Here is a 15,156-nt window from a genome sequence, read left to right on the forward strand (position 1 = left end):
GCCGCCGGGCCGCCCGGCCACCGGCCGCCCGCGCTCCGCGAGGACTCACCCGCGCTCCGCAAGGACCGCCGGGGCCAGCGAGTGGGGGAGCAGGTCGGCCGCCCGGCCCGGCCGCAGCACCTCCACCCCGACGCCGTCGGCGAAACGATACGGCCGGTGCGCCAGCACCCCTCCGAGGGTGCGGCGCAGCCGCGACATCTCCGCCCGGACCGTCACGGCGCGGCTCGGGTCGCCGAACAGGTCGGCGGCCAGTTGCGTCGCGGTGCGCCCGCCCGGGTGCAGCGCCAGCACGAACAGCAGCTCGGCGTGGCGCGGGCTCAGCCGCTGCGACCAGTGGCCGGCCTGGCCGTGCACGGTCACCTCGCCGCCCTGCGCTCCGCACAGGTCGAGCACCACGCGGTTCGCCGCCGCCGGCCGCTCCCGCTCGCCGACGCGGATCAGCCAGCCGCCCGGCAGCGGGTCCAGCTCGCACAGCCCCAGCGCCGGCAGCCAGACCTGCCCCGCGCGCACGCGCGAGGGCAGCGCGACCCGGTCGGTGCCGGCCATCCCGGTCACCGCGGCCGTCCACCCGTTGCGGTCCACCACCAGTGCCTGGCCGGAGATCCGGGACAGCAGCGGCGCCCCCACCGAGCGCAGCCGCTCCACCGCCTCCCAGTGCCGGGTGCGCAGCTCGCCCTCCGCGACCCGTGCCACCGCCGACACCAGCGCCAGTGTCGCGGGGTGCAGGCTGGTCGCCGGGCCGCTGACGTCCACCACGCCCAGCAGCCGGCCGTCCCGCGGGTCGTGCAGCGGCGCGGCCGCGCAGGTCCAGTTGTGCAGGGTGCGGACGAAGTGCTCGGCCGAGTGCACTTGCAAGGGGGTGCGGGTGACCAGCGCGGTGCCGATCGCGTTGGTGCCCACGGTGCCCTCGGCCCAGGAGGCGCCCTCGGAGAAGCCCACCCGGTCCGCGCTCCTGCGGACCGCGGGGCTGCCGTCGCGCCACAGCACCCTGCCCTCGGCGTCGGTGACGACCATGATGTGCCAGGTCGCGTCCGCGACCGACACCAGGCCGTCGCGCAGGCTCGGCAGGACCTCCGCGAGCGGCGTGGAGTGCCGGCGCTGCTCGATCTCGTCGGCGCTCAGGATCCGGTGGGCCGTGCCCGCGTCGGGGTCCACGCCCAGCCGCAGCGTCCGCGTCCACGACTCGCTGATCACCGCACGCGGCTCCGCGCACGGCGACAGGCCGGCCAGCGCGGCCTCCCGCACCGCCGCCAGCACACGCGCCGGAGTCCGCTCGCCCGTGCCCGCCGGCCGCACCGCACCGGTCGGAAGGTGTGACATCTCGCCCCCGCTCAGCCCCGTTGCCGTGTTTCGGTGGTCGGTATGCCCACGCCGTCGCGGCCCGCCGGAACGGCCGGGGCCGGGTGCAACGTTCTGCAACCCTTGCGAGCGTACGCGACTTCGACGGACAGTGACGGCACGTCACCGACCTCGCACGGATCCACCCCGTGGTCGGTGCGAGCCCGTCGGGTACGGGCCGCGTACTGGAGGTGGTGCCGAGTCGGCGCGGCGCCACCTCCACCGCACGCCCGCGCTGGCCGTCGAGCGCCCGCCCGGGGCGTTCGCCCGCCGCCTGCTCGCGGCATCATTCACCTCCCTCCCTCCGGGGCGCCGGTCCGCCCGTCCGCGCCGAGTTCCCGCCCGTTCCCGTCCGTCCGCGCCGGGCCCCCGCCCGGTCCCGCCCGGTCCCCTCCGGTCCCGCCGCCGCTCCGGCTCAGACCTCGACCGGCCGCGCCCGCTCCACCAGTGCGGCCAGGTCGGCCGAGCCGGGCAGCGTGCCGAAGGCGGTGCCCCAGTCCCGGCCCAGCCGCGACGCGCAGAACGCGTCGGCGACCGGCGCGGGCGCGAAGCGCACCAGCAGCGAGCCCTGGAAGACCAGGGCCATCCGCTCCACCACCCGCCGGGCGCGCGCCTCCACCCCCTCCAGGTCGGCGAGGTCGGCGAGCAGGTCCTTCACCGCCGCGTCCAGATGGCGGTCCGCGCCGTGCGCGAGGCCGATCTCGCCGAGGAAGGCGTCCACCGCCTGCGGCTCGCGCCCGAGTACCCGCAGCACGTCGAGCGCCTGCACGTTGCCGGAGCCCTCCCACACCGAGTTCAGCGGCGACTCCCGGAAGATCCGCGGCATGCCGGACTCCTCCACGTAGCCGTTGCCGCCCAGGCACTCCAGCGCCTCCACGGCCACCGACGGGCACCGCTTGGTGACCCAGTACTTGGTGACCGCGACCGCCAGCCGCCGCAGGGCGCGCTCGCGCGGGGTGTCCGCGTCGTAGGCCGCCGCCAGCCGCAGCACCGCGGTGGTCGCCGCCTCCGACTCCAGCGCCAGGTCCGCCAGCACGTTGCGCATCAGCGGCTTGTCGACCAGCGGCCCGCCGAACGCGCTGCGGTGGGTGGCGTGGTGCACCGCCTGCGCCACCGCCTGCCGCATCAGCGCGGCCGACCCCAGCGCGCAGTCCAGCCGGGTGGCGGCCACCATCTCGATGATCGTGGCGACCCCGCGGCCCTCCTCGCCGACCCGCCGCGCCCAGGTGCCGGCGAACTCCACCTCCGAGGAGGCGTTGGAGCGGTTGCCGAGCTTGTCCTTCAGCCGCTGGATCGCGAAGACGTTGCGGCTGCCGTCCTCCAGCACCCGCGGCACCAGGAAGCAGGTCAGCCGGTCACCTCCCGCGGCCGGCACCTGCGCCAGCACCAGGAACCCGTCCGACATCGGCGCCGAGCAGAACCACTTGTGGCCGGTCAGCGCGTAGGTGCCGTCCTCCGCGAGGGGCCGCGCGGTGGTGGAGTTCGCGCGGACGTCCGAGCCGCCCTGCTTCTCGGTCATGCCCATCCCGAACAGCGCGCCCGGCTTCTGCCCCGGCGCGACCAGCCGGGGGTCGTAGACGTGCGAGCCGAGCCGCGGCTGCCACTCGGCGGCCAGGTCCGGGTCGGCGCGCAGCGCGGGCACCGCGGCATGGGTCATCGACACCGGGCAGCCGTGCCCGGCCTCGGCCTGCGTCCACACCACGAAGCCCGCGGCGCGCCGCAGGTGCCCGTCGGGCCGCGACCAGGCGTCGGTCAGGCCCGAGGTGACCGCGTGGCCCAGCAGCCGGTGGTAGGAGGGATGGAAGTCGACCTCGTCGATCCGGTTGCCGTACCGGTCGTGGGTGCGCAGCACGGGGGTGACGGTGTTCGCCTCCTCACCCCACCGCTGCGCCTGGGCGGACCCCGCGGCCCTGCCGAGGTCGCTCAGCTCGTCGTCGATCTCCGCCAGTCGTGCCGGGGCCGCGTGCCGTGCCACGCCTTCGGCGAGCGCGCGGTCCGTTCTGTACACGTCATGGCCGACCAGGGGCGGCACCTGGTTCGTGACCGTGTGAGTGGGGGCAGTCATGCCAGCTAACGTAAGGGGGTGCAAGCAGCAGACGAAAGAAGCCATCGGAGACCGGGTCGGTGGCGCAGGGCCCGCGCGCTGTACCGGAATGTCTCCAAACGCCGGATGGCCTGGCTGCTGCTCAAGGACACGGTGGACTCCTGCATGGAGTACCGCGTCACCGGGCTCGCGGCCGAGGCGGCCTTCTTCGTCCTGCTCTCGCTGCCGCCGCTGCTGCTCGGGCTGGTCGGCGCCCTCGGGTACGTGGACACCGTGATCGGCCTCGACACGATCGACCACATCCGGCACAACATCCTCCAGGCGTCGGCCACGGTGCTGTCCGACAAGGGCGTCAACCAGCTCGTCAAGCCCCTGGTGGACGACGTCTTCCACGGCCGCCGCCCGGACCTGATCTCCATCGGTTTCCTGATCGCGCTGTGGTCCGGCTCCCGCGCGGTCAACGTCTTCGTCGACACCATCACCATCATGTACGGCCTGGAGGGCCGCCGAGGCATCGTCCGCACCCGCCTGATGTCCCTGGTGCTGTACGTGGCCGCGCTGCTGGTCGGCGCGGCGGTGCTGCCGCTGGTGGTGGTCGGGCCGGGCACGCTCACCCGGTACCTGCCGGGCGGGAGCGCCACCGAGCACATCCTGTACTGGCCGGCGGCGCTGCTGGCCTCGATCGCCTTCCTCACCACGCTGTACCACGTCTCGGTGCCGGTCAGGTCGCCCTGGTACGAGGACGTGCCCGGCGCGCTGGTGGCGCTGCTGATGTGGGTGGTGGGCAGTTTCGTGCTGCGGATCTACCTCACCCACGCCGTCGAGGGCCACACCATCTACGGGTCGCTGGCCGCGCCCGTCGCGGTGCTGCTGTGGATAGGCGTGTCCGCGTTCGCCGTGCTGGTGGGCGCGGCGGTCAACGCGGCCGTGGACCGGGTGTGGCCGTCGGTCGCCACGTCCGCGGCGCGGGAGGAGAACGCCCGGCTGCGGGAGGCCGCCGCGGCCGAGGTGGTGGCCCGCGCGGCCGCCCGGCGGGCCCGGCACGCGGCCCCCAGCACCGGCGAGGAGGAGGAGCGCGAGGCGGCGCTGCCGCCGGCGGAGTACCCGGAGCGCTGGGCCGACTTCCACCCGCACCTCGACCTGCGCGCCCGGCTGCGGCCCGGCCGCCCGGGCGCGCAGCCGCGCCGCCGGCGCCCGCCCGCGCCGGACGAGCGGATCTACCCCGGCGAGGCGGTCCCGGACCACCCGCCGGCGCCGCCGACCCCGCGCATGCCGCCGCTGCCTCCCCCGGTGCCGGCCCGGCCGCCGGTCCCGCCGCCCTACTCGCGGGGCGACGGCGGACCGCCGCCCCGCTGACCGGCGGGAGCGCGGCGCGGCACAGACGCAGGGACGGGGCGGACGCCGGGACGGGGCGGACGCAGGAACGGCGCCGGGAGCCGTCAGCTCGTCGGGACCACGTCGGGGTTGTCGGCGTTCGTCAGCGTCTCCCAGGCCACGAACAGGGAGTTCGTGCCCGCCGGCCGCTGCGACTCGGTCAGCGTCTGCGTGTTGGTCATCGCGATGCCCATCCGGTTGTGCAGGGCGTTGAACCCGACCTCCGTGACCGGCCCGAGCCCGAGGTTGAGCTGCCCGCCGCACAGCCATGACGGCGGCGTCGTGCCGAGTTCGTACTTCGACTGGAAGCCGAGCGCCTGCCGCAGCCGCTCGCCGACCTGCGGGTAGAGGTCCTGCCCCTGGATCGCCGCGGTCTCCACGACGTCGGAGATGGACGCGATGCCGTAGCCCGTGTGGGTGAAGTCCCGGCAGGTCTCCTGGGTCAGCCCGGTGACGAACGTGGACTGGCCCTGCCAGTAGCTGATGATCTGCGCCGAGGTGTTCAGCCCGCTGCCCGGCACGGTCTTGGGCAGGGAGCCGTCCGTGGACAGGTAGACGTACGCCTGCACCCGGTTGAGGTAGCGGGTGATGGCCTTGTCGTAGTCGGCGGAGTCGTTGAGGAAGACGGAGATGCCGACCGCCGCCTCCATCATCGTCAGCTCCCAGTTCCCGTTGCTGTTGGAGCCGTTGATCACCTCGGGCAGGTAGACGTCGCGCAGCATGGCGGAGAACTTCGTGATGTCCGCGGACGACCAGCCGCTGTAGGTGTAGCGGATGATCTCCGCGGCGCGCGGCCACACCGACCCCGCCCAGCCGGTCTGGAGCGGGGCGTTGCTGTTGGTGTGCTCGGTGATCGTGCCGGCCCACGCGTTCATCAGGTCGATCGACTTCTGCGCGTAGGCGCTGTTGCCGGTGATGTACCAGGCCAGCGCGTCGGTGTAGGCGGCGATGGCGTCCTGCCGCTCGTCCGTGCAGCCGTTGTCGGGATTGCTGTACGAGCCGCACTCGACGTCCGCGCGCGGCTTGGGGGTGCGGGACAGGGAGGCGTACGAACTCCCGATCATCTGGGTGTACGCGTCCTTCCACGGCTCGGCGTTCGCCTGCACCTTGCTCTTGACGTAGGCGAGTTGCGGCAGGCTGACCAGCACGCCGGGGTGGGTGAAGGTGGTCGGCGCGGCCGCCACGGCGGGGGCGGCCTGGGCGGCCGGACCGGCGGCGGAGGCGCTGCCGGCGCCCGGCAGCGCGGCGACCACGGTGCCGAGCGCGGCGGCCGCGGCGACCAGGACCGGGGCGCGGCGGAAGCGTTTGCGGCCGGCGGGGGACGGGGCGGTGGGGTGCGGGACCTTGCGCATGGGTGGGGGCTCCTTGCTCCGCGGTGGGGGGCGGGAGGTGCGGGCCGACAGGTGTAAGGAAACTTTCCTGTCCGTGGTACGCGAGGATCGCGCGGGAGGGCATCGCAGTCAAGGGGCTGAACGAAAGTCAATGTTCTGAACCCGTGGGGGCGTTGACGGCCCTCCGCGCCGCACCGCCGCGGGTCCGGAGGGAGCCGGCGGGAGGGTTGTCGTGACGGCGCCCCGGGCGCGCCGCCGGAGGGGAGGTCAGACCGGGTAGGCGTGGATGTCGGCGGGGTGGACCGCGGCCCAGACCTCCGCCCCCTCGCCCAGGGCGAGTTCCGCGACCGCGGGCGGCGCGAGGTCGGCGGCCAGGGGCAGGCCGTCCTCGGTGCCAGCGAGCGTGATCCGGAACCGGGCGCCGTGCGACTCCATGCCGGTGATCCTCGCCCGCCAGGTGGTGGCGGGGGAGGGGGCCGGCCGGTCGCGGTGGAGGGTGACCGCGCCGGGCGGGAACGCCGCGAACGCCGGGCCGGCCAACTCCCCGCCGCCGGTGAGGGTCAGGTGCGGCCCGACCCGGACGCCGCCTGCCGCGGCCTCGCCCCGGTACAGGTTCAGGCCGACCAGCCGGGCGATGTAGCCGGTGCGCGGGTGCCGGGCGACCTCCGCGGGCGGGCCCTCCTGCACCACGGCGCCGCCCTCCACCACCACCAGCCGGTCGGCGAGCACCATCGCGTCCAGCGGGTCGTGCGTGACCAGCACCGCGACCGCCTCGAACGCGGCCAGGTGGCGGCGCAGCTCGGCCCGCACGTCCAGCCGTGCCCCGGCGTCCAGGGCGGCCAGCGGCTCGTCGAGCAGCAGCAGCCGGGGCGCGGTGGCCAGCGCCCGGGCGAGTGCCACCCGCTGCGCCTGGCCGCCGGACAGCCGGCGCGGCTTGGCGTGCGCGTGGTCGGCAAGGCCCATCCGGTCCAGCAGGTCGGCGGCCAGCGCCCGCGCCTCGGACCGGCCGGCCCCGTGGCAGCGCGGCCCGAACGCCACGTTGTCCAGCGCGCTCAGGTGCGGGAAGAGCAGGTAGTCCTGGAAGATCACGCCCACCGGCCGGCGCTCCGGGGCGACCCGCACCCGCCGTCCGGGCTCCTCCAGCACCCGGCCGTCCAGCCGCAGGTGGCCGCGCGTCAGCCCGGTCAGCCCGGCCAGGGCACGCAGCGAGGTGGTCTTGCCGGCGCCGTTCGGGCCGAGCAGCGCCACCACCTCGCCGGGCGCCGCCGACAGCCGCACGTCGAGCCGGAAGTCCCCCCGGTCCACCACGAGGTGGGCGTCGAGGCCGCCACACACGACGGCGCCGCCACCCGCGTCGGTGGCACCGGCCTCGGCGCCGCCCGCCTCGATGCCGCCCGCCACCGCGCCGCCGACTACCGCGTCGCCCGCGCCCGCGTCGCCCGCGGCGTTCCGCTCCGCGCTTCCGGCCCCACCGGCGCTCATCCGGTGCCCGCCCCCGTCCAGCGGTCGCGCAGCCCCGCCAGGACCGCGACGGAGACCGCGAGCAGCACCAGGCTCAGCGCGACGGCCGCGTCCGGGTCGTTCTGGAGCGCCAGGTAGACCGACAGCGGCATGGTCTGGGTGCGGCCGGGGAAACTGCCCGCGAAGGTGATCGTGGCGCCGAACTCGCCGAGCGCGCGCGCCCAGGCCAGCACCGCGCCGGCCGCCACCCCGGGCGCGATCATCGGCAGCGTCACCCGGCGGAAGGCGGTGAAGCGGGAGGCGCCCAGCGTCGCCGCGGCCTCCTCGTACCGGCTGTCGGCGGCCCGCAGCGTCCCCTCCACGCTGATCACGAGGAACGGCATCGCCACGAACGCCTCGGCGACCACCACCCCGGTCGTGGTGAACGGCAGGGTCAGGCCGAACCACGCGTCGAGCCACTTGCCGACCACGCCGTTGCGCCCCAGCGCCAGCAGCAGCGCCACACCGCCGACCACCGGCGGCAGCACCAGCGGCAGCGTCACCAGGGCCCGGACGATCCGGCGGCCGGGGAAGCGGGTCCTGGCCAGCAGCCAGGCCAGCGGCACCCCGAGCACCAGCGCCACCGCCGTGGCCGACGTCGCCGTCTCCAGCGACAGCCGCAGCGCCTGCCACACCGCGGAACCGGTCAGCAGGTCGGGCATCCCCCGCCAGGGGGCCCGCACCAGCAGGGCCAGCAGCGGCACCAGCAGGAACGCCAGGCCGACCACGGCCGGCAGCAGCAGGGGCAGCGGAACGCCGCCGCCCCCGCCGCCGCGCGGACGCCGCGGCCGGGTCGGCGTGTCCGGCGACACGGCGCCCGCGTCCTTCGGCGCGGGCCTCACGGGTTGAGGAAGCCCGCCTGGCCCAGCACCTTCTGGCCCTCGGCGGACTTCACCAGGGAGATGAACGCGGCCGCGCCGTCCGGGTTGGGCGCGTCCTTCAGCGGCGCGATCGGGTACTCGTTGATCGCCTTCGCCGACTCGGGGAAGTTCACCCCCTGCACCTTGCCGCCGGCGCTCTTGACGTCGGTCTGGTAGACCACCGCCGCGTCGGCCTCCTTCAGCTCCACCTTCGTCAGCGCGGACTTCACGTCCTGCTCGTAGGACTTGGGGGTGAGCTTGAGGCCGCTGGCGGTGAGCGCGGTCTGCGCGGCCGCGCCGCACGGCACCGTCTTGGCGCACAGCACCACCGACAGGCCGGACCCGGTCAGGTCCTTGAGGCTGCTGATCTTCTTGGGGTTGCCCGGGAGGGTGGCGATCTCAAGCTGGTTGCGGACGAAGTCGGTGGGCGCGGCGGACGCGTCGCCCTTGTCGGTGACCGTCTTCATGGTGGCCGGGCTGGCCGCCGCGAACACGTCGGCAGGGGCGCCGCCGGTGATGCTCGCGGCGAGCTGGTCGCTGCCGCCGAAGCTGAAGACCACCTTCGTCCCCGGGTACGCCTGCTGGAAGTCCTTGCCCAGCGCGGTGAAGGACTCCTGCAGCGAGGCCGCCGCGAAGACCACCACCGTGCCGGAGACCTTCTTCGGCGCGCCGGACGCCGAAGCGGCCGACGACGGCGTGTCCGACGTCGAGGAGTCCGAGGACGACGACGAGCACGCGGCCAGGGCCAGCAGCAGTGCCGCGCCGCCGGCCGCCGCGCACACTCCCCGGGAGCGCGCGCGGTCGGTGGTCGGGGTCCGCCGCATACGTGGGGTGGTCACAGGAAACTCTCCCTCTCCGCCGGGCCGCCCGGCACGCTCCCGCGAGCCTCTGGGCACGGTCATGTGCACGATGATAGTTCCGCATCTGCCAGGAGAAAGTCTGCGGTTTCCTTGCAGAATCCAAACGTCCGCAGCCCCTCTCCTTGCTTGTGCGATCACCACCACCGCTCCGCGCGCCCGCCGGGCCCCGATCCGGCAGCCTCAGGGCTCGAACCGGTAGCCCATGCCCGGCTCGGTGACGAAGTGCCGCGGCCGGGTCGGGTCGTCCTCCAGCTTGCGGCGCAACTGCGCCATGTAGACCCGCAGGTAGTTCGTCTCCGTCCGGTACGACGGCCCCCACACGTCGCGCAGTAGCTGCTTCTGGCTGACCAGCCGGCCGGGGTTGCGCACCAGCGCCTCCAGCAGGTGCCACTCGGTGGGGGTCAGCCGGACGTCCACGCCGCGCCGGGTCGCCTTCTTCGCCGCCAGGTCCACGGTGAAGGCGGCCGTCTCCAGCCGGGCGGACGCCGGCTCCGGGTCGTGCTCGGAGCGGCGCCGCTCGGCGGCCCGCAGCCGGGCGAGCAGCTCGTCCATCGCGAACGGCTTGGTGACGTAGTCGTCCGCGCCCGCGTCCAGCGCCTCCACCTTCTCGTCGGAGCTGTGCCGGGCCGACAGCACGATGATCGGCACCCGGGTCCAGCCCCTGATCCCGGCGATCACGTCCGTGCCGTCCATGTCGGGCAGGCCGAGGTCGAGCAGGACCACGTCCGGGTGCCGGTCGGCGGCCAGCCGCAGCGCGGTGGCGCCGTCGTGGGCGGCGTCCACCTCGTACCGGCGCGCCCGCAGGTTGATCACCAGGGCCCTGACGATCTGCGGCTCGTCATCGACCACGAGGATGCGCGTCACGCTCAACCCAGCTTCGCCAGGGCCAGGTTGAGGGTGACCACATCGACGTAGGGCTCGCCCAGGAAGCCGAGCGGGCGGCCGTGGGTGTGCGCCGCCACGAGCCGCCGCACCTCGGCGGTGCCCAGGCCGCGGGCCTTCGCGACCCGGTCGACCTGCTCGGCGGCGTACGCCGTGGAGATGTCGGCGTCCAGCCCGGACCCGGAGGCGGTGACCGCGTCGGCCGGCACCCTCGCCGGACTCACCCCGTCGAACGCCGCGACCGCGGCCCGGCGCTCCTTGATGGTGGCGACCAGGTCGGGATCGTTCGGGCCGAGGTTGGACGCGCCCGAGGCCAGCGGGTCGTAGCCGCCCGCCGAGGGCCGCGGCTGGAACCATTTCGGGTCCGGCGCGGCCGCCTCGTCGGGATCGCCGGGGTGCTTCTTCGGCAGGTCGAAGTCCTGCCCGATCAGGCTGGAGCCCACGACCCTGCCGTCCAGCTCCACCCGCGAGCCGTCGGCCTTCCCCGGGAACGCCGCCTGCGCGACCCCGGTGACCAGCAGCGGGTACGCCAGCCCGCACAGCACGGTGAACACCAGCAGCATCCGCAGGGCCGCCAGGTGGTTGCGCACGATACGCATGAGGCTTCCTTCTCCTTCGCAGCCGGGCCGCTCAGCGCAGCCCGGGAATGAACTGCACGACGAGGTCGATGAGTTTGATGCCGGCGAACGGCAGGACCAGCCCGCCCAGGCCGTAGACCCGGATGTTTCGGCTGAGCAGCGCGGACGCCGAGGACGGCCGGTAGCGCACGCCGCGCAGCGCCAGCGGGATCAGCGCCACGATGATCAGCGCGTTGAAGACGATCGCCGAGGTGATCGCCGAGGTCGGGCTGTGCAGGTCCATCACGTTGAGGTGGCGCAGGCCCGGGTACACCCCGGCGAACATGGCGGGGATGATCGCGAAGTACTTCGCGACGTCGTTGGCGATCGAGAAGGTCGTCAACGCGCCCCGGGTGATCAGCAGTTGCTTGCCGATCTCGACGATCTCGATGAGCTTGGTCGGGTTGGAGTCCAGGTCGACCATGTTGCCGGCCTCCTTGGCGGCGGAGGTGCCGGTGTTCATGGCGACGCCGACGTCGGCCTGGGCGAGGGCGGGGGCGTCGTTGGTGCCGTCGCCGGTCATGGCGACGAGCTTGCCGCCGGCCTGCTCCCGCCTGATGAGGGCCATCTTGTCCTCGGGGGTGGCCTCGGCGAGGAAGTCGTCGACGCCGGCCTCCTCGGCGATGGCCTTGGCGGTGAGCGGGTTGTCGCCGGTGATCATGACGGTGCGGATGCCCATCCGGCGCAGCTCGTCGAAGCGCTCGCGCATGCCCTCCTTGACGACGTCCTTGAGGTTGATCACCCCGAGCACCGACGCGGTGGCGGCGCCGTCGCGCCGGACCACCTCGCCGACGACCAGCGGGGTGCCGCCCCCGCCGGCTATCGCGTCGACCATCGGGCCGACGTCCTCGGCCACCACGCCGCCGCTGTCCCGTACCCAGCGCAGCACCGCGGCCGCCGCGCCCTTGCGCAGGCGGCGCTCGCCGCCGTCCTCGGCGAGGTCCACCCCGCTCATCCGGGTCTGCGCGGTGAACGGCACGAACTCCGCCCGCGGCAGCCGCCCTTCGGCGCCCTCCCGCAGGCCGTGGAGCTGTTTCGCGAGCACCACGATCGAGCGGCCCTCGGGGGTCTCGTCGGCCAGCGACGCCAGTTGCGCGGCGTCGGCCAGCTCCCGTTCCGTGACGCCCCGGACCGGCAGGAAGCCGGCGGCCTGCCGGTTGCCCAGGGTGATGGTGCCGGTCTTGTCCAGCAGCAGCGTGGACACGTCGCCCGCGGCCTCGACCGCCCGCCCGGACATCGCCAGCACGTTGCGCTGCACCAGCCGGTCCATGCCCGCGATACCGATCGCCGACAGCAGCGCGCCGATCGTGGTCGGGATCAGCGCCACCACCAGCGCCACCAGGATCACCAGCGACTGCTCGGCGCCGGCGTACACCGCGAACGGCTGGAGGGTGACGACGGCGAGCAGGAAGACGACGGTCAGCGACGCGAGCAGGATGTTCAGCGCGATCTCGTTCGGCGTGCGCTGCCGCGCGGCCCCCTCCACCAGCGCGATCATCCGGTCGATGAACGTCTCGCCCGGCTTGGAGGTGATCCGCACCACGATCCGGTCCGACAGCACCGAGGTGCCGCCGGTCACCGCGCAGCGGTCGCCGCCGGACTCGCGGATCACCGGCGCGGACTCCCCGGTGATCGCCGACTCGTCCACCGACGCCACCCCCTCCACGACGTCACCGTCACCGGGGATGGTCTGCCCCGCCTCGACCACCACGTGGTCGCCCAGCCGCAGCGAGGACGCGGGGACCTCCTCCTCCGCCGCCGGCTCGCCCGCCGCGCTCCCGCCGGGGCTCCAACCGGTCAGCCGGCGGGCCACGGTGGCGGTCCTGGTCCGGCGCAGCGTCTCGGCCTGCGCCTTGCCGCGCCCCTCGGCCACGGCCTCGGAGAGGTTGGCGAACACCACGGTCAGCCACAGCCACGCGGTGATCACCCAGGCGAACACGCTCGGGTCCCGCACCGCCTCCAGCGTGGTGAGCAGCGAGCCCACCTCGACCACGAACATCACCGGGTTCCTGACCATCACCCGCGGGTCGAGCTTGCGGCACGCGTCCGGCAGCGACGCCAGCAGCCGCCGCGGGTCGAGCAGGCCGCCGAGGGCGCGCTGCCGCTCCTGGCGCCGCGGCGCGGGCCCCGGCGCCGCGAGGGATTCCGAAGTGGTCGGGGACGACATCAGTGCAGACCTTCCGCGAGCGGTCCCAGCGCGAGCGCCGGGAAGTAGGTGAGGCCGACCACGATGACGATCACCGCGGTGAGCAGGCCGACGAACTGCGGCCGGTGGGTGGGCAGGGTGCCCGCCGTCGCGGGCACCGGCTGCTGGGAGCCCAGCGAGCCGGCCAGCGCGAGCACGAACACCATCGGCAGGAACCGGCCGACGAGCATCGCCAGACCGAGCGCGGTGTTGTACCAGTCGGTGTTCACCGACAGGCCGGCGAACGCCGAGCCGTTGTTGTTCGCGGCGGAGGTGAAGGCGTAGAGCACCTCGGAGAAGCCGTGCGCGCCGGAGTTGAGCATCCCGGCCCGCTCGCCGGGCAGCGCCATCGCCAGCCCCGCGCCGACCAGCACCACCGCGGGGGTGGCGAGGATGTACAGCGACGCGAACTTCATCTCCCGGCCGCCGAGCTTCTTGCCCAGGTACTCCGGGGTCCGCCCGACCATCAGCCCGGCCACGAACACCGCGATCACCGCGAGGACCAGGATGCCGTAGAGCCCCGAGCCGGTGCCGCCCGGCGCGATCTCGCCCAGCATCATGTCGAACAGCGTCATGCCGCCGCCGAGCGGCGAGTACGAGTCGTGGAAGGAGTTGACCGCGCCGGTCGAGGTGAGCGTGGTGGACGCGGCGAAGAGCGCCGAGCCCCACACGCCGATCCGCTGCTCCTTGCCCTCCGTCATCCCGCCGGCGGCGTGGCCGGCCGCGCTGTGCACGCTGTGCAGCTCGTTGACGGTGATCACCGCCACCGACGCCGCCCAGATCAGCGCCATCACGGCGAGGATCGCCCAGCCCTGGCGCCGGTCGCCGACCATCTTCCCGAAGGTGCGCGGCAGGCAGACGGCGATCACCAGCAGCAGGTAGACCTCCACCAGGTTGGTGAACGCGTTGGGGTTCTCGAACGGGTGGGCGGAGTTGGCGTTGTAGAAGCCGCCGCCGTTGGTGCCGAGTTCCTTGATCACCTCCTGCGAGGCGACCGGGCCGCCGGTCAGGCTCTGGTGGTCGCCGACGAGCGTGGAGACCGACTGCACACCGTGCAGGTTCTGCACCACTCCGCCGGCGACCAGCACGACCGCGAAGACGCAGGCGATCGGCAGCAGCACCCGCAGCACGATCCGGGTCAGGTCCACCCAGAAGTTGCCCACCCGGTCGGTGCGCCTGCGGGTGAAGCCGCGGATCAGGGCGGCGACGACCGCGATGCCGACCGCGGCCGACACGAAGTTCTGCACCGCGAGCCCGGCCATCTGCACCAGGTGGCCCATCGTGGTCTCGCCCGAGTACGACTGCCAGTTGGTGTTGCTGACGAAGGACGCGGCGGTGTTGAAGGCCACGCCCGGCGCGACCGCCTTCATGCCGACCGCCAGCAGCAGGTGGTTCTGGAGCCGCTGCAGGCCGTACAGGAACAGCACGGAGACCGCGGAGAACGCGAGCACGCTGCGCAGGTAGACAGGCCAGCGCTGGTCGGCGTCGCCGTCCACCCCGCCGGCGCGGTAGAGCAGCCGCTCCAGCCGCAGGTGCCGGGGGGAGGTCAGCACGTGGGCCATGTAGTCGCCCAGCGGCCGGTAGGACAGGGCCAGGACGGCGAGCAGCGCGAGGATCTGCAGCCAGCCCGCGAGGGTGTCGTCCACTTAGAACCTCTCCGGGCGGATCAGGGCCACCACGAGGTAGCCGATCAGGGCCACGGCGACGACGAGGCCGACGACGTTCTCGGCGCTCACAGCCGCTCCACCCCCTTGGCCACCAGGCCGATGACGGCGAACACCACGACGGTGAGGAGGATGAACAGGAGGTCTGGCATGCGTGAGCACCCCGGGCAGTCGTTCGGAGGGGACGGGACCGCCCGCGAGCCGTGCGCCGGCTTGCGGGCGATGCCGGCCGTCTGCCGGCCGGCCCCCTCACTGAAGCCCTTCCCGGGCCGCCCGGGTGCTCCTGTTAGCGCCTTCCTGACGCGCTCACCTGCGGCCTTGACGGTGTCTTGACGCCGGCCGGGTGCGGCGGGGCCCGCCGCGCGCCGGACCCGCGCGGGGCGGGGGAGCGGGCACGGGCGAAGGCTCGGGCTTCGGCTTCGGCTTCGGGAGAAGCTCCGGCGACGGCTTCGGGTGAGGCCCTGGCCACGGTCGCGGGAGCGGCCCCGGCAGCGGGTCCGG

General features: G+C 74.2%; 12 protein-coding genes. 1 reads left to right on the forward strand and 11 read right to left on the reverse strand.

Annotated features, from left to right (window positions below):
• Nucleotides 1-45: 45 nt before the first annotated feature.
• Complete coding sequence (locus tag RVR_RS28710) at nt 46-1,320, reverse strand: helix-turn-helix domain-containing protein (protein ID WP_202236813.1); 1,275 nt, start codon at nt 1,318-1,320, stop codon at nt 46-48.
• A gap of 433 nt (nt 1,321-1,753) precedes the next feature.
• Nucleotides 1,754-3,403: an acyl-CoA dehydrogenase family protein gene (locus tag RVR_RS28715; RefSeq protein WP_202236814.1), complete on the reverse strand. Its 1,650-nt coding sequence runs from the start codon at nt 3,401-3,403 to the stop codon at nt 1,754-1,756.
• Nucleotides 3,404-3,421: 18 nt separating this feature from the next.
• Here RVR_RS28715 and RVR_RS28720 point away from each other — a divergent pair, with 18 nt between their 5' ends.
• Nucleotides 3,422-4,738: a YihY/virulence factor BrkB family protein gene (locus tag RVR_RS28720; RefSeq protein WP_430393192.1), complete on the forward strand. Its 1,317-nt coding sequence runs from the start codon at nt 3,422-3,424 to the stop codon at nt 4,736-4,738.
• An 83-nt stretch (nt 4,739-4,821) separates the two neighbouring features.
• Here RVR_RS28720 and RVR_RS28725 read toward each other — a convergent pair whose 3' ends face one another.
• The 9 genes from RVR_RS28725 to kdpF form a co-directional block, all read right to left on the reverse strand.
• On the reverse strand, nt 4,822-6,108 hold the full coding sequence (locus RVR_RS28725; RefSeq protein WP_202236816.1) for an alginate lyase family protein: 1,287 nt from the start codon (nt 6,106-6,108) through the stop codon (nt 4,822-4,824).
• 246 nt (nt 6,109-6,354) lie between these two features.
• On the reverse strand, nt 6,355-7,569 hold the full coding sequence (locus tag RVR_RS28730; RefSeq protein ID WP_202236817.1) for an ABC transporter ATP-binding protein: 1,215 nt from the start codon (nt 7,567-7,569) through the stop codon (nt 6,355-6,357).
• On the reverse strand, nt 7,566-8,399 hold the full coding sequence (modB, locus tag RVR_RS28735; protein ID WP_237405025.1) for a molybdate ABC transporter permease subunit: 834 nt from the start codon (nt 8,397-8,399) through the stop codon (nt 7,566-7,568). The genes RVR_RS28730 and modB overlap by 4 nt, the downstream gene beginning before the upstream one ends.
• 26 nt (nt 8,400-8,425) lie before the next feature.
• Nucleotides 8,426-9,271, reverse strand: coding sequence for a molybdate ABC transporter substrate-binding protein (gene modA, locus RVR_RS28740; RefSeq protein ID WP_202239319.1), 846 nt, complete (start codon nt 9,269-9,271; stop codon nt 8,426-8,428).
• Between the two features lie 216 nt (nt 9,272-9,487).
• Complete coding sequence (locus RVR_RS28745; protein ID WP_202236819.1) at nt 9,488-10,171, reverse strand: response regulator; 684 nt, start codon at nt 10,169-10,171, stop codon at nt 9,488-9,490.
• Nucleotides 10,172-10,173: 2 nt separating this feature from the next.
• Nucleotides 10,174-10,788 carry a potassium-transporting ATPase subunit KdpC gene (gene kdpC / locus RVR_RS28750; protein WP_202236820.1) on the reverse strand — a complete coding sequence of 205 codons (615 nt, stop codon included), beginning with the start codon at nt 10,786-10,788 and terminating at the stop codon, nt 10,174-10,176.
• A 31-nt stretch (nt 10,789-10,819) separates the two neighbouring features.
• A complete protein-coding gene (kdpB, locus tag RVR_RS28755; RefSeq protein ID WP_202236821.1) occupies nt 10,820-12,973 on the reverse strand; it encodes a potassium-transporting ATPase subunit KdpB in 2,154 nt (717 codons plus the stop codon).
• Complete coding sequence (gene kdpA, locus RVR_RS28760; RefSeq protein WP_202236822.1) at nt 12,973-14,637, reverse strand: potassium-transporting ATPase subunit KdpA; 1,665 nt, start codon at nt 14,635-14,637, stop codon at nt 12,973-12,975. Before kdpA ends, kdpB begins: the two co-directional genes overlap by 1 nt.
• The gene (kdpF, locus tag RVR_RS28765; RefSeq protein ID WP_202236823.1) at nt 14,638-14,727 is read right to left on the reverse strand and encodes a K(+)-transporting ATPase subunit F; all 90 of its coding nucleotides are present in this window, start codon (nt 14,725-14,727) and stop codon (nt 14,638-14,640) included.
• Between the last annotated feature and the right edge of the window lie 429 nt (nt 14,728-15,156).

Source organism: Streptomyces sp. SN-593 (genome assembly GCF_016756395.1).
GTDB lineage: Bacteria > Actinomycetota > Actinomycetes > Streptomycetales > Streptomycetaceae > Actinacidiphila > Actinacidiphila reveromycinica.

Coding starts and splice junctions, on each gene's coding strand:
- kdpC (WP_202236820.1), bottom strand. CDS start 10,788: ATGCGTATCGTGCGCAACCACCTGGCGGCCCTGCGGATGCTGCTGGTG.
- kdpB (WP_202236821.1), bottom strand. CDS start 12,973: ATGTCGTCCCCGACCACTTCGGAATCCCTCGCGGCGCCGGGGCCCGCG.
- RVR_RS28710 (WP_202236813.1), bottom strand. CDS start 1,320: ATGTCACACCTTCCGACCGGTGCGGTGCGGCCGGCGGGCACGGGCGAG.
- RVR_RS28715 (WP_202236814.1), bottom strand. CDS start 3,403: ATGACTGCCCCCACTCACACGGTCACGAACCAGGTGCCGCCCCTGGTC.
- RVR_RS28725 (WP_202236816.1), bottom strand. CDS start 6,108: ATGCGCAAGGTCCCGCACCCCACCGCCCCGTCCCCCGCCGGCCGCAAA.
- RVR_RS28730 (WP_202236817.1), bottom strand. CDS start 7,569: ATGAGCGCCGGTGGGGCCGGAAGCGCGGAGCGGAACGCCGCGGGCGAC.
- modA (WP_202239319.1), bottom strand. CDS start 9,271: ATGCGGCGGACCCCGACCACCGACCGCGCGCGCTCCCGGGGAGTGTGC.